Source organism: Dyella terrae, from assembly GCF_004322705.1.
Taxonomy (GTDB): Bacteria; Pseudomonadota; Gammaproteobacteria; order Xanthomonadales; family Rhodanobacteraceae; genus Dyella_D; species Dyella_D terrae.
Map to the genome: position 1 here is coordinate 2,298,738 of NZ_SIZZ01000001.1, position 13,311 is coordinate 2,312,048.

Annotated in this window: 17 protein-coding genes; 6 read left to right on the forward strand and 11 right to left on the reverse strand. The window is 63.3% G+C overall.

Annotated elements, in window-relative coordinates; genetic code table 11:
* Positions 1 to 53: 53 nt before the first annotated feature.
* The 3 genes from EYV96_RS10315 to EYV96_RS10325 all read right to left on the reverse strand — a co-directional run bounded on the left by EYV96_RS10315 (position 54) and on the right by EYV96_RS10325 (position 2,090).
* A complete protein-coding gene (locus EYV96_RS10315) occupies positions 54 to 566 on the reverse strand; it encodes a DUF1697 domain-containing protein (RefSeq protein ID WP_131151322.1) in 513 nt (170 codons plus the stop codon).
* Between the two features lie 47 nt (positions 567 to 613).
* On the reverse strand, positions 614 to 1,498 hold the full coding sequence (locus tag EYV96_RS10320; protein WP_205746127.1) for a transporter: 885 nt from the start codon (positions 1,496 to 1,498) through the stop codon (positions 614 to 616).
* A gap of 301 nt (positions 1,499 to 1,799) precedes the next feature.
* Positions 1,800 to 2,090 carry a hypothetical protein gene (locus tag EYV96_RS10325; RefSeq protein ID WP_165488650.1) on the reverse strand — a complete coding sequence of 97 codons (291 nt, stop codon included), beginning with the start codon at positions 2,088 to 2,090 and terminating at the stop codon, positions 1,800 to 1,802.
* Between the two features lie 186 nt (positions 2,091 to 2,276).
* Between EYV96_RS10325 and EYV96_RS10330 the strand changes: the two genes are divergently transcribed.
* Complete coding sequence (locus tag EYV96_RS10330; RefSeq protein WP_276320314.1) at positions 2,277 to 2,999, forward strand: DUF6438 domain-containing protein; 723 nt, start codon at positions 2,277 to 2,279, stop codon at positions 2,997 to 2,999.
* Positions 3,000 to 3,109: 110 nt separating this feature from the next.
* Here EYV96_RS10330 and EYV96_RS10335 read toward each other — a convergent pair whose 3' ends face one another.
* Both EYV96_RS10335 and EYV96_RS10340 read right to left on the reverse strand, forming a co-directional pair.
* Positions 3,110 to 4,369, reverse strand: a complete 1,260-nt coding sequence (locus tag EYV96_RS10335) for a serine hydrolase domain-containing protein (RefSeq protein WP_131151325.1) — start codon at positions 4,367 to 4,369, stop codon at positions 3,110 to 3,112.
* 136 nt (positions 4,370 to 4,505) lie between these two features.
* Positions 4,506 to 4,928: a YciI family protein gene (locus tag EYV96_RS10340; RefSeq protein WP_131151326.1), complete on the reverse strand. Its 423-nt coding sequence runs from the start codon at positions 4,926 to 4,928 to the stop codon at positions 4,506 to 4,508.
* 127 nt (positions 4,929 to 5,055) lie between these two features.
* On the opposite strand from EYV96_RS10340, the gene EYV96_RS10345 reads away from it, so the two are divergent.
* The 3 genes from EYV96_RS10345 to EYV96_RS10355 are packed head-to-tail and all read left to right on the forward strand — an operon-like array spanning position 5,056 to position 7,166.
* On the forward strand, positions 5,056 to 5,388 hold the full coding sequence (locus EYV96_RS10345) for an ArsR/SmtB family transcription factor (protein WP_240732405.1): 333 nt from the start codon (positions 5,056 to 5,058) through the stop codon (positions 5,386 to 5,388).
* 49 nt (positions 5,389 to 5,437) lie between these two features.
* On the forward strand, positions 5,438 to 5,824 hold the full coding sequence (locus EYV96_RS10350) for an arsenate reductase ArsC (RefSeq protein WP_131151327.1): 387 nt from the start codon (positions 5,438 to 5,440) through the stop codon (positions 5,822 to 5,824).
* A 37-nt stretch (positions 5,825 to 5,861) separates the two neighbouring features.
* Positions 5,862 to 7,166 carry a hypothetical protein gene (locus tag EYV96_RS10355; protein ID WP_240732406.1) on the forward strand — a complete coding sequence of 435 codons (1,305 nt, stop codon included), beginning with the start codon at positions 5,862 to 5,864 and terminating at the stop codon, positions 7,164 to 7,166.
* 20 nt (positions 7,167 to 7,186) lie between these two features.
* On the opposite strand, the gene EYV96_RS10360 is transcribed toward EYV96_RS10355, so the two are convergent.
* The gene (locus tag EYV96_RS10360) at positions 7,187 to 8,434 is read right to left on the reverse strand and encodes an MFS transporter (RefSeq protein WP_131151329.1); all 1,248 of its coding nucleotides are present in this window, start codon (positions 8,432 to 8,434) and stop codon (positions 7,187 to 7,189) included.
* A gap of 92 nt (positions 8,435 to 8,526) precedes the next feature.
* Between EYV96_RS10360 and EYV96_RS10365 the strand changes: the two genes are divergently transcribed.
* On the forward strand, positions 8,527 to 8,973 hold the full coding sequence (locus EYV96_RS10365) for a winged helix-turn-helix transcriptional regulator (protein ID WP_131151330.1): 447 nt from the start codon (positions 8,527 to 8,529) through the stop codon (positions 8,971 to 8,973).
* 102 nt (positions 8,974 to 9,075) lie between these two features.
* Here the strand turns inward: EYV96_RS10365 and EYV96_RS18770 are convergent, their stop codons facing one another.
* From EYV96_RS18770 to EYV96_RS18775, 3 genes are all read right to left on the reverse strand, one after another.
* Positions 9,076 to 9,222 (reverse strand): hypothetical protein, encoded by a 147-nt coding sequence (locus EYV96_RS18770; RefSeq protein WP_165488651.1) that lies wholly within the window; start codon positions 9,220 to 9,222, stop codon positions 9,076 to 9,078.
* A 63-nt stretch (positions 9,223 to 9,285) separates the two neighbouring features.
* Positions 9,286 to 9,621: a YkgJ family cysteine cluster protein gene (locus tag EYV96_RS10370; RefSeq protein WP_131151331.1), complete on the reverse strand. Its 336-nt coding sequence runs from the start codon at positions 9,619 to 9,621 to the stop codon at positions 9,286 to 9,288.
* 70 nt (positions 9,622 to 9,691) lie between these two features.
* Complete coding sequence (locus EYV96_RS18775; protein ID WP_131406463.1) at positions 9,692 to 9,994, reverse strand: hypothetical protein; 303 nt, start codon at positions 9,992 to 9,994, stop codon at positions 9,692 to 9,694.
* Between the two features lie 379 nt (positions 9,995 to 10,373).
* Between EYV96_RS18775 and EYV96_RS10380 the strand changes: the two genes are divergently transcribed.
* Positions 10,374 to 10,907, forward strand: a complete 534-nt coding sequence (locus EYV96_RS10380; RefSeq protein WP_131151333.1) for a dihydrofolate reductase family protein — start codon at positions 10,374 to 10,376, stop codon at positions 10,905 to 10,907.
* A 3-nt stretch (positions 10,908 to 10,910) separates the two neighbouring features.
* Here the strand turns inward: EYV96_RS10380 and EYV96_RS10385 are convergent, their stop codons facing one another.
* A complete protein-coding gene (locus tag EYV96_RS10385) occupies positions 10,911 to 12,137 on the reverse strand; it encodes an OprO/OprP family phosphate-selective porin (protein WP_131151334.1) in 1,227 nt (408 codons plus the stop codon).
* Positions 12,138 to 12,274: 137 nt separating this feature from the next.
* Positions 12,275 to 13,270 (reverse strand): aldo/keto reductase, encoded by a 996-nt coding sequence (locus tag EYV96_RS10390; RefSeq protein ID WP_131151335.1) that lies wholly within the window; start codon positions 13,268 to 13,270, stop codon positions 12,275 to 12,277.
* Between the last annotated feature and the right edge of the window lie 41 nt (positions 13,271 to 13,311).

The following is a 13,311-nucleotide window of genomic DNA, read 5'->3' on the forward strand; positions in this document are numbered from 1 at the left end:
CGAAGGCGACCGTAAGGCGACGAAACCGGTCCCCGATGGCGCGAAACGCGCCTCTAAAGGGCCGCGGCAAGCGCCGCCAGCTTGGTGACGGTATTGATGTTGCGCGCCGTGCCGGTCTTCGCGGCGGGAATCTTCAGCTTCGAATCGGCCATCCCATCGCCGTAGTGCACGTAGATCTCCCGGGCCCCCAGATGCATGCGCTCGCCCTTGATGCCGGTCGCCGCTTCCAGCGCGTCCCTGGGCGGCACGGCGTCCAGGAAGATCGCCACGACGCGGTTGCCAGGCTGATCGGCGAAGGGATTCGCCGCCGCCACGGCGGCCATCTCGTCGGCCGTACGCACCATGACGCCCACCGGCTTGCCGGCGTAGTCGGCCAGCGCCGCTTCCAACGCCTTCTTCACCGCCGCCTCCGCCTTGCGGCTGCGGAACACCACGTTGCCGCTGGCGATGTACGTGCGCACCCCTTCAAAGCCGGCCGCCTCGCACATGGCCTTGAGCTCCGTCATCGGCAACTTGCCCGTGCCACCTACGTTCACGGCGCGAAGCAAGGCTACGTACTGGGTCACGGCACGACTCCCAAGGGCGACTCGCGCATCATCGCGCGAGCATCGCTTCAGTGCACGTAGTTGAGCGCGATCGCGGGCGTGATGCTGGTGGTCGTGCGGAATCCGCCCGTCAGCACGCGAACGCCAAAAAGAAATCCGAGATTACCGCTGACGTTGTACTCGATCGCCGGCGCGATGCCCCAGGTGACGCTTGAACCGGCCCGCGCGTGGTAATCCTCCACAGTCCCGTCGCCATGCATGACCACGCCGTCGACCGGCGTGCCGTTGGTATGCCGCCAGGTCAGATCGAGCGCCAGCACCCAATGCCGGTTCATGTTGTACTCCCACGCGGCATTCACCAGCAGCGAGTCGCCCGGCTTGGCGTGCCCGCGAAATCCTTCAGGCGTGCCATAGACGCTCACGTCATGCAGCGTCGCCGAGCGCGACCAGGTCTGGCCGACGTTGAAACGCATGCGCAGGATGCGTCCGTTGGGCATCCAGAAATACGTCTGCGTGTTGAGCTGCAAGGTAGTGCTTGCCGCGCCGCTGCCGAATCCATCGGCCGGCCGGTCCCCGAGCCGGTCGTACTTACCCGTCGGGAACGTCTCCTGCAGCATCACCGACATCGTCGGCACCCAGCTGCCTTCCTGGAACTGATGCAAGCGGTATTGCGCCTGCACGCTGCTGTCGCCCCAGCCCACGCCTGAGCTGTTGGGCCCGTTATCGACACGGTTGTAGCCAAACGTTGGCACCAGCCCGACGGTGAGGCGATCGGTCAGGCCGTACTGCATGTAGGTCAGCGAGCCGTAGCTATCGCCGTGCGTCGACGTGACGTCGTAGAGATAGGGTTCGAGCAGGAAATGGCCCTGCGGCAAGGTTGCCGCCGAGTTGGCGAGCATCGGGCCGGTCCACCAGGCGTCGCCCAGTGGCTGACGCACGACGTCGGGGGCCACGCTCGCCTCCTGGGCATGACCCGCCCTGCCGGCACACAGGGCGACAAGACACAGGCACAAACACATAAATCGGGAAGCGCGCACGCGAAAAGTCTCCAGGAGCGCCGGACCGCCTCGTTCCGGCGCAGATTAGGGCGTGTCGCCGGGTAGCGACGCATGTGCCGGAAGGCGCGGCACCGGCATCGTCAGCGATGACCCGGTCAACCGCTCTCCGATTCTTGCCAAGCTTGGGGGATATTCAGGTCAGGATCTGTCCTGATTGGAAACGCCATGCGCAAGGCGACCCACCGCCTTCGACCACTCAGGCACAACGCAATCCGCGCACGATCAACACGCCGTTGCGCTCAAACGAAGCCACCCCATCCAGTTCACCGCGCACATCACCCACTTCGACGTCAGCATCGCAGGACTGACCGACGCTCGGATAGGTTTCGTTCTGCGTCGCGTACGGCATGAACAAATCAATGCTGTCGCGCCCGATAGCCAGGGTGATTCGCACCCATACCGATGCGGCGGCGTCCGCACGGGGTCGTTGGGAAACGGCGAGCACCTTGCCGTGCATCGGGGGATGACCCTTCGCCGTCATGGGCATGGGCAAAACTGCAAGGAGGCATAGGGCCAGAAGTGCCGAATATGGCGCGCGCATAGTGTTCCATCCCATGGGCGAATCCCGGCATTAGGCTCGCTCAGGGATCGATGTACAAGTGGCCGGTTCAGCCCCTGCCGGCCGTGCGACCCCGCATGCACAATGCGCGCACGAGGATACGGGGCAAGGAACATGCGGACAGGAAAATGGATCGTCCTTGGAACGCTGGCCGCTCCGTGCGGCGCATCGGCTTCACAGACCCAAACACCCGACGTCCCGCTTGACCCGATCAGCATCACGCTTGAACGCAGCGGGTGCGATGGCATGTGCCCTTCCTACAGCATCGCCATCCACGGCGATGGAACCGCCATCTTCACGGGCAAGGCATTCACCGACGTCAGAGGTGAGCATCACTTTCGCGTCTCCAGCGCCGGACTGGCCGCACTGGAAGACAGCATCCGCAGCAAGAACCTCTGGTTGACCGCTACATCGTACGGTCCTCCGCCCATCGATGGTCAGGCCACCTTCCTCACCCTTGCCATGGGCACAAGACAACATCGCATCACGCACGACGAGGAACAGCCAGACGTACCCATGGCTATCCGGCGCTTCGAGCAGGAAGTCATGGCGGTAGTACATGCCGATGAGTGGATCGCCCTTACGCCGCGCATCGTTGAACAGTTGCGCGTTGATGGCTTTGCGTTCCAGTCACGAGAGGGAACCGAACTGCTGGAACGCGCCATCGCCAGCATCCGCGATTCAGACGAACAGGCCATGCTGGATCTCATGGCGCTGGGTGTGCCGCTTAACGCAGGCATGATGGACCTTGCGAGAAAGCACGGAAGGACACGCATCGTGGCCGCCTTGCACGAGCGAGGCATCTCAGGTGACGCCGGTTCGACTGAGGAGCATTGAAACGGCGCGCCGCGGACAGGCCCGCTGCGGGTGTGGATGCGTCGCCATGCGAATTCCCCGGAACGTCACGGGCAAACCACCGAACGATGCATCCACGATCCCGTCGCCGATCAGGGATGTGAAGAACCACCCGCCACGGCAAGCACACGCTCCACGAAATCCTCGAAGCCTTCGCCGTCTTTCTCGTCATCCCCTTCGGCATCGATCTGCCGCACGGCGACGATCTTCGCTGACGGCACCACCACCAGATACTGCCCCCCATCGCCGTTGCCAAACCACGCCGCCGTGGGTCCCTGCGTGACTTTGAACAATCGGTACGGGCCGATGCCTCGGCTGATCAGATCCGTCATGTAAGTGTCGCGCCAGTTCGCTCCCAGCGCCTTCTTGATGCCTTCCATCATGGACGCCTGGTCATCGAAATGCGCGCCAGCCAGGCCCTTCTGCAACGCGGCGACGGTCGGTTCCGTCACGCCCCGCTTTCGCAGCATGTCGAACGCGGCAGGATCCGTATCGAAGCGTCGGTATGCGGGAGCCAGCCACCAAAGCAGGCCCATGCTGGCTTCGGCCTGCGGCTGCATGAGCGATGCGATGTAATCGGCGGGGAGCAGCTGTTTGCCGTGCCACGCACCCTTGTTCAAAACCAGCTCGCCCAGCTTGCCGAGATCGGCGGCCGTCAGCGGAAGGCCGGCCATCGCATACGGATGGCCGGCGCGATCCTTCTCCCAGGTGCCCGGATGGATATCCATCGCCTTGAAAAGGCCGTCGCGCAGAAAGATATCCATCGGCTTGCCAGCGGCCTTCTCGATGATGCCGCCGAGCAGATTGACCGCCTTGTTGTTGTAACCACCCGGTTCACCGGGCTTGCCCGTCAGCTCGGCCGCGAGCGCGAGCTGAATCGCGTCAGGTGCCGGATAGATCTCCACGTCGGCGCGCACGACATTCTGGATGCCCGACGTGTGGTTCATCAGCATCCGGATCGTGATATCGCGCTTCTTGCCCTGCCGCCACTCCGGATAAAAATCGGCAACGGGTTGATCCAGCGACTTGATGCGTCCGTCAGCCACCAGCTGCCCGATGGCCAGCGCTACCACCGACTTGGTCACGGACATCAGCTCGATCGGGCCCGGAGCCTTGCCACCGGCGTAGTAGTGACCGAGCTCACGGCCGTCTTGCCATACGACGATGGCGTCGCTGCGCGTCGGCGCGCCACGATCGAGCAATTGCTTCAGCGCAGCTTGCTGCGATGCAGGCAGCGGCGCGGCCAGAACAGGCGATAAGGGAAGCACGCTTAGCAAAGCGGCCGATAACAGGACTTTGCTGCGAAGGCAGGCGATGGCCCGTGTCGTTGACGGATGCGCAATAACTTTCATCGCTTCTCCCTAAGCATGGATGTCCAGCCGAGCGTAGGCGCCGAAAGGCATTCACCGCACCTATCAGAAGTCATCCATCGCAAAAGTTGTCTGCCGATCGCACATGTTGCACGGACTTGCATCGCTATATGGGGGATCAGGAACCGTTGAGCCTCTCGCGCATCCGCTCGCGAATCACCTTGGTCTGCGCGTTCTGCACTGCCTCGAACTCCGCCATGCCCATCAGCGGCCGAACCTCGATCTCGGTCCGGACGGGCGAACAGTTGGGAGCTCGCAGTACCCAATCCATCGCTTCCTCCATGCTCTCCACCTCGAGGATCATGAAGCCCGCGACCAGTTCCTTGGTCTCGGTGAACGGCCCGTCCGTCACGATGCGTCGCTCACCGTCCACCGCAACGCGCTTGCCGTTTGAGGTCGGCGTCAGGCCACCCAGCGCCACGAGTTTGCCCGCCTGGGCCAGCTCTTCGTTGAACCGGCTCATCGCCTCGAGCCCCGCGGGATCGATGGGCCCTCCTCGTTCGGTCACTTCGGTCGCTTTCACCATCACCATGACGCGCATGTCGGTCTCCCTCGACGGACCGGACCATCCAGCCCCTGCATCAACGACGAACGGAAGTGCCGGAAATCGACGATCGTTGGTTCGCCTTGACAGGCACCTCCATTTCCTTCATTCTGGAATTATGGAAATGACTGCCGCACTGGCCGCCCTCGGCGCCCTTAGCCACGAAACTCGTCTGACGGCCTTCCGTCGACTGGTCAAAGCCGGCCCCGATGGCCTGACTGTGGGCGAATTGCGCACGGCACTCGACATCCCGCCCGCTACGCTCACTGCGCACCTGAACGCGCTTCGCGCAGCGCATCTGGTGCAGGATCGGCGCGAGGGCCGGGTGATCCGGGTCAGCGCCGATTTCGCACGGATGGATGCCCTGATGGGCTACCTCACCGAAAACTGCTGCGCCGAATCGACGTGCTGCCCGCCTGAATCACGTCAGCGACGAGCCGCGGGCAAACGCGCCTGATTCAGGCCTCGCGATAAACGATCTCCATGCCATCGAACCGCACGCCCCCATGAAACGCCTCCTCTTCGTATGCGTCGAAAACGCCAATCGCAGCCAGATGGCGGAAGCGTTCGCGCGCATCTACGGCGGTGAGGAGATCGAGGCCGTAAGCGCAGGCTCCCGACCCTCCGGCGCCATCAACCCCAAAGCCGTGCGCTTCATGGCCGAGCTCGGCTACGACCTGACGTCGCATGCGTCCAAATCGCTGGACGACATCCACGGTGACTTCGATGCGGTCGTCACCATGGGTTGCGGCGACAGCTGTCCTTCCATTCCCGCCCGGCGACGCGAAGACTGGCAGCTCCCCGATCCCCGGCACATGGACGATGACGCCTATCGCGCAGTGCGGGACGACATCGCATCGCGTGTCAGAACCTTGCTGTCGGACATCTCGTGAATCGTCACACCTGCCTGCCTTATCCCGCATGAGCGCCATGACCAACGATTCGCGACCCACCCTCACCCATGGTTGCGATGCGCTTTGCGCACAGCCTGCTTCCATGGACGATCTGAACCGCGACTGCCATTGCGTCGCTGTGCCCGCCGAGTCGATGCATACCGCCCTCGCGTCGGCCATGGGCGCGCATGGATTGCCACAAGCCATCGCGCAAACCCATCCGAACCTGTTTGCATCGCTGCCGGTGTTTTTGTCGCGCCAGCATCTCGACGCCATGGCACGCGTGGTGGGGGACATCGAGTCGGCCGTCAGCCAACCTGCTTACCGGGCCATGGCGCTGTCCTGGGCGCCACCGATCGCGGGTTTCGACCCCGGCGCGGCAGGCGGCATGCTGGGACTGGATTTCCATATCACGCCGGACGGCCCACGCCTCATCGAGATCAACACCAACCCGGGCGGCGCACTGCTCAACGCACTGGTCGGTCAGGCGCTGCGCGTATGCGTGCCTGACACCCTGGCCATACCCACCGACATGTCCGGTGTTGAACAGCGCGTTCTGCAGATCATGCGCCAGGAGTGGCACAGCCAGGCCGGAGAGCGCCCGCTCACCTCGATCGCCATCGTGGATGAGGACCCAACGCAGCAGTATCTGTATCCGGAGTTCCTGTTGTTCCGCGAACTCTTCATCCGCCATGGCATCGATGCCGCGATCTGCGACCCGTCGGAACTCATCCATCAGGACGGTCGACTGTGGCTGCACGGCCAGCCCGTCGACCTGATCTATAACCGGCTGACGGATTTTTCGCTGAGTGAACGGGCGCATGCCGCGATGCGTGCCAGCTATCTCGCCGGCGAAACGGTCGTCACGCCGCATCCGAGGGCGCACGCTTTGTACGCCGACAAGCGCAATCTTGCGCTGCTCGGAGATGCTGAGTTCCTGCGGACATCCGGCGCGACCGAAAGCACCATCGCAACACTCGCCGCCGCCGTACCCACAACGATGCTGGTCACCGACCATAATCGCGACGATTTGTGGAGTCGCCGTCGCGATATGTTCTTCAAGCCGGCTTCCGGTTTCGGCAGCAAGGCCAGCTATCGCGGCGACAAACTGACCCGCCGCGTATGGGACGAGATTCGCACCAGCACCTACATCGCTCAGGCGCTGGTGCCACCTGATCGCCGACACACACACCGTGACGACGCGCCGCTGAAATCGGATATCCGCGCCTACGCCTATCGCGGCGAGGTGTTTCTGTACGCGGCACGCCTTTATCAGGGACAGACGACCAACTTCAGGACACCGGGCGGCGGCTTCGCACCCGTGCTCACGTCAAAGGTATAGACCCCGGTCACGGCGTCTGGTCACCCGCTCGTGCACGGTCCGACCGACACGGCTGCCTTGCACAGGTGAGACCGATCTTCCTTCACACCGCGCGTTGCCACCCAGAACACCAGCGCCAGCAAGCTCACTCCCGCCCCCAACAAGCACACGCCACGCCACCCGGCAAAGGCATACACGGCCGTCGTGCCGATCGCACCCAGTCCGCTCCCTGCCGCGTAAAAGAGCATGTAGAGACCGATCAACCGACTGTGCGCATCCGGCCGCGCGCCCAGGATCATGCTCTGGTTGGTGACGTGCAGCATCTGGCCGCCCATATCCAGCAACAGAATGCCGATCACCAACGCCCATAGCGACCACGTCATGAGCGACAGCGGCCACCACGCCGCCCATAGAAGCAGCAGCGCCACGAGACTGGATCGCTCGGCCCGACCCTGGTCCGCCCAGCGCCCGGCCCCAGCCGCCGCCAGCGCACCCACGGCACCGACAAGACCAAAGGCGCCGATGGCGGTATGCGACAGATGGAAGGGCGCCGCACTCAGCGGCAGCACCAGCGCGCTCCAGAAGATGTTGAAAGCCGCCCACATGAAGAGCGCCAGCAGACCACGAACGCGCAGAACCCGCTCCTCGCGCAACAATCGAAACATCGAGGCAAGCAGTGACAGGTAGCCCTGTCGATGGCGTTGCATCGACACGACGGGCAAACCGTTACGCAACGGTAGCGCCAACAGAAGCATCAGCAGGGCCGACGCGACGTAGACACCTCGCCACCCGACCAGGTCGCTGATGCCGCCGGCAAAAACGCGTGCGAGCAACAGCCCGAGGAATACCCCGCTCTGCGTCGCACCGACGACGCGCCCACGCTCCTGCGGCGCGCTCGCGCTGGCCGCATAGGCAATGAGGCCCTGTGTCATCGCCGTGCCGAGCACCCCGACGGCGAGCATGCCGGCCAGCAGCATGATGGGGGACCACGCCATCGCCACGAGGCCTAGTGCGGCCACCAACGCGCCCAACTGCACTGTCATCAAGCGTCGCCGCTGGACGATATCGCCCAGTGGCACCACGAACACAAGCGCCAGACCGCAGCCCAGCTGGGTGGCCGTGATGACGCCACCCACCGCGGCCCGGCTGATGGCGAAGTCCGCCGCCAGCTGATCGAGCAAGGGTTGGGCGTAATACACATTGGCCACGCTGAGGCCCGCTGCAGCGGCGAACAGCAGTGTCATGCCGCGACGGACGGAGGAGAAAGGCAAGGAGTCGGGCGCACGCATGAGCGATCCAGTTGCAAATCGAAACCGGCTTGCATTGTGCGCATCTGGTTTTAAAATGCAACCACGTTCCGACACGGCACCCCAGGTTCACCATGCCCCGCCACAAGACCGCCAGCGCCGACACCTGCCCCGTGGCCCGCAGCCTCGACCTCATCGGGGATCGCTGGAGCCTGCTGGTGATTCGGGACGCTTTTGACGGCGTGCAGCGCTTTGGCGACTTCCAGCGCAGCCTGGGCGTTGCGCGCAACATTCTTTCTGACCGGCTGGGCCGGCTGATCGAGGCCGGCATCCTCGCGCTCCAGCCAGCCTCCGACGGAAGCGCGTACCAGGAGTACGTGTTGACGCCCGCAGGAAAGGGGCTTTTCCCCATCGTCGTCGCGCTGCGTCAGTGGGGAGAGCAACATCTCTTCGAGCCGGGCGAGCCGCACTCCGTGCTGGTCGACAAACGCACGGGTAAACCGGTGCCGGTCATGGCGCCGCGCACCGGGCAAGGCAGGCTGCTGGTGTCCGATCACACGCAGGTGAAGAAGGTGCCCTAGGGTCAAATCAGCCGGCGTCCGCCCAGTCGCTGAGCCCTGTCTCCACCGAACTCACATTGGGGCCGTGGCATCACTCGGTCGACGCCGGGTGGCCGGTGGGATTCAGGAGCCCTTGGGCGATTCCCGTGAATCCGTTTCCGTGCGCGCACCGTCGCGCGCAGCGGCTTTCTTGGCTTGCTTGCCATCCTGCTTTTTCTTTTTTGCAATTTCGCGCTGGCGCTTTTCAAACGAATAGTTGGTCTTTGCCAATGGAACGTTCCCGAGTCGGTGATGTGGATGGTTTGGGGAAGGGATAGGGCAGGCACTGCCAGTTTATGGAGCCAGAGCATCTGGCTTGCGGGGGGCGCCGGGACTCACGGCGCCGCTGTACTCGGCGCGAACCGCTTTGCAGTAGGGCCCGTTCATGACGAAGCGCCGGCACACGGAAGGCCGGGTTTCGTAGATGCCACAGTTCATGTTCGCCCTGTTCAGGGCAACACACCAGCCATCACTTCCGCGCTTCATGACCGGCAAGCCCTCCGGCGAGCACGCCGCCAGGTAGTCAGGTATACGATCCTCCGGTTGCAGCACGACTGTCAGGCGGCAGCAAACGGCTTCGCAGGAAGAACACGTTGCGTCATGCCGCTCCGTGCCAGCCGCTTTAGTCATGGGCAACGGACATCGTTGGCAGCGTCATGCCCGGGCATGACGCTGCGCGAATCGCATGGGCGAGAGAGCACTAACGCGCCCTGCGCCCTGCTGGCGGCAACGGACGATGAGGCGCCGTGCCGGTATGTCCCGCCTCGCGCGTAAATCGATCGGTCTTCCGGTAGACCGGCTCCTCGTCGGCAGCGCCACGGTCTTTCTGTGCACCCCGATAGATATCGTGGATATCCGAAAGTGAAATCGGCTTTGCAGGTGGCACCATCGCAAACTCCTTGGTTATCGAGGGACGGATCGCTTGATGCGCCCGTTTGCTTTGAATACGCGGCCAAACTGACGGCGAGGCCATGACACCGCCCACCCGCATGACCTTGCGCACGCTTGTTCCACAGTCATCAAAACGCCGCGCAGAGACGACTGCGGATCGATCCTGGATTCAAATGCATCTGACAAGAGAAGCGTTTGACAGAACTCAAAGCCTTCAGCTCGCATAACGGCGCTAAAGGGTGCTCATGCACGCTTCTGGCGACGAAGCCTCCGGACCGGTCAGACGGGAAGGCTTCACTGGGATAGAACTCCGAACAAGCACCATACGCCGTTATGGAACAGCAAATGTTAGTTTCCCCGTGACATGGCGCCATGGAGCGGGGCACGACCCCTCACACGCCGATCCACCGCCGGCGCCTGCGCGGCCTGGCCTTTACATAGCGATGCTTGCTGCCCAACCTGGGCCGGGCCCACTGGCGAGGAGTGCAACCGTGGCAAAGCTCATCTACGAACTCAATGTCTCCCTCGATGGCTACATCGACCACCAGCATTTCGGTCCGCCGGATCGGGACCTCTTCCGCCACTTCACCCATCGCCTGCGCGAGCTGTCCGGCATGGTGTATGGCCGCGGCATGTACCAGGTCATGAACTACTGGGACGACGCGCATCCGGAGTGGGACGCCGACGAACGCGACTATGCCGATGCGTGGCGCAACCAGCGCAAGTGGGTCGTGTCGCGCACGTTATCGACGGTCGGACCGAACGCTACGCTGATTGCGAACGATCTCGAAGCGACCATGCAAAAACTGAAAGCCGAATGTCCCGGTGAGATCGAAGTGGCGGGCACCGGCCTCGCGCAGAGCCTGACCGGGCTTGGACTCATCGATGAGTACCGCCTCTATCTTCATCCCGTCGTGCTGGGCAGCGGCAAGCCCTACTTTTCGGCGGCCCGTTCCCGCCTTCGCCTGGTGGCGCATGAACCGATGTCGCAGGACGTGATCAGGTTAACCTACGTGCCTGCCTGATCATCAGAACGACACCTGCGCGCGCATCTCGACGATGCGCGGATTCACCTGCAGATTGCCGCGATCACTGAATGCCCACACGTAGTTGGCTTGCAGCTTGAGGCGCCGCCCTAGGTACCAGTTGGCGCCCAGCGTCCAGTCGTGCTCCTTGCCGCCCGTCACGGCACCGTCGTTGAGATCGAGCTGGCTGTAGCGCAAGGCCAGCTCAAGCGCGCCCCACTGGCCTTCCGAGTTGATGTCCTGCTGGTTGCGACTGTTGTAGCGGCGATCGCCGACATTGCCGTCGTTGTACTGGCGCGCTTCGCCCGTCACGGTCCAGGTGCCGAACACATAGAATCCGCGCGCGTTGTAGTCAGGCTTGCCGTTGTAGCGAACCACGTTGGCGTGCAGGTATTCCGCCTGCATCGACCACGAACCGCCGATCCACAGGGCTTCGATCCCTTCCCGGTCCACGCGCTTGCTGTAGGCGAGCGTGCCGGAGTCGACCAGGCGCACCGGCGTCAGCCCGGCTTCGGGTCGCGCACGAAAGCGCGCCTGCGGCGGCACGGCGCCTTCATCGGCCCAATCGAGTGATTCGCGCGACGCCGATACACCCAGGTGAAGTACGGCACCTTCCTTGTTGAGCGGCACCCATGCCGCTCGCATCGCCCAGGTCTGCCCCGGGTTCTGACCATCGAAATCCTTGCGCCAGAAGTAGTCGCCGATGTTCAGCACGAAGTGCGTGCGTACAAACGACCAGTCCACGCCGGCGCGCCGGCCTTCCCAGATCGCCTGCGTTGGCAACGCGGTTTCCAGAAAGGTCGTGGCCGACGAACTCGTCGCTCCTTCGAAACCCACCGGTGTCTTCGAGTAGCCCAGACGGAAGTTGCCCAGGTCCGTGCCGACAACGCCTTTGCTGCGTAATCGTACGAAGGCATCGGCCCACTGGTTGCTCTGGAAGTCGTACTGGACCACCGAGTCGTAGACGCCCGGCTTGCGCAGGTAAAGGCCGATCTGAATGCGCCGATTCGTGTTCGCGTTCTCAAACTTGCCCGCATCGTTGGAGAACGCGTTGACGTCGTACTGATACAGGACGGCCAGGCCGAAGTCCGTGCCATCGGCGGCCGTCACATGCGTGGGCCAGTCGCCGTAAAGGCTGTAGTCACCCGCATGAGCGCACGACGATGCGAGCGTCAGCGCGCCAGCGATCCCTATGCCACCCCAGCTCAAGCGCGAAGCCCCATTCCTCATGCGCCCACCTCCGATCGAGTGCCCCATGCTGCGTAAGGCCTGCGACAGCGTGAAGTGACGAATGTGCATATGCACATACCGGTCACGGCGGGACGATACTCCGGTTTGCGGGCGCCATGTCGGCGCCCTCGGGGGTACTAGCGGCCGGTCGTCGCCATGAGCTGGGGCGGATAGCGTTCGCCTTCGATGCGGATGTTGGCCGCTGCACTTTCGATGGTGGCCAGATCCGAATCACTTAGCCCGACGTCAACCGCGCCAAGATTCTCCTCGAGGCGATGCAATTTGGTGGTGCCGGGGATGGGAACGATCCACGGTTCGCGCGCGAGCAGCCACGCCAGCGCGATCTGTGCGGGCGTCGCCTGCTTACTGGCAGCGATGTCCTTCAGCAGGTCGACCAGTGCCTGGTTGGCCGCCATGGCTTCGGGGGAGAAGCGCGGGAGGTTCTTGCGGAAATCGTTGTCGCCGAGCGCGGTGTCCTTGTTCATCGCGCCAGTGAGAAATCCCTTGCCCAGCGGGCTATAGGCAACGAGCCCGATGCCAAGTTCTTTGCACGCGCCCAGGATGCCATTGGTTTCAGGGCCACGCGTCCAAAGCGAGTATTCGTTTTGCAGCGCGCTCACCGGTTGCACCGCGTGTGCGCGACGCACCGTCTGGGCACCCGGTTCGGACAATCCAAAATGACGCACCTTGCCTTCGGCGATGAGATCCTTGACCGCGCCAGCCACGTCTTCGATCGGCACCTGCGGATCGACTCGATGCTGATAGAGCAGGTCGATCACCTCGACGCCCAGGCGCTTGAGCGATGCCTCGGCCACGGCGCGAATGTGCTCGGGGCGACTGTTGAGTCCTTTGTTCTGCCCCGTCGCCGGATCGATGTCAAAGCCGAACTTCGTGGCAATCACCACCTGGTCGCGCACCGGCGCCAGCGCCTTGCCAACCAGCGCTTCGTTGGTAAACGGACCATAGACTTCGGCGGTATCGAACAAGGTCACGCCACGATCGAAGGCATCACGAATCAACCGGATGGATGCGTCATCCGAGAGCGCGTGGCTGTAGCTGAAATTGAGCCCCATGCAGCCAAAACCGATGGCGGACACGGCCAGTCCGCTGTTGCCAAGCATGCGCTTTTGCATAAGTCACCTCATGGAATTCTGTGGAACGACGGATACCGCAA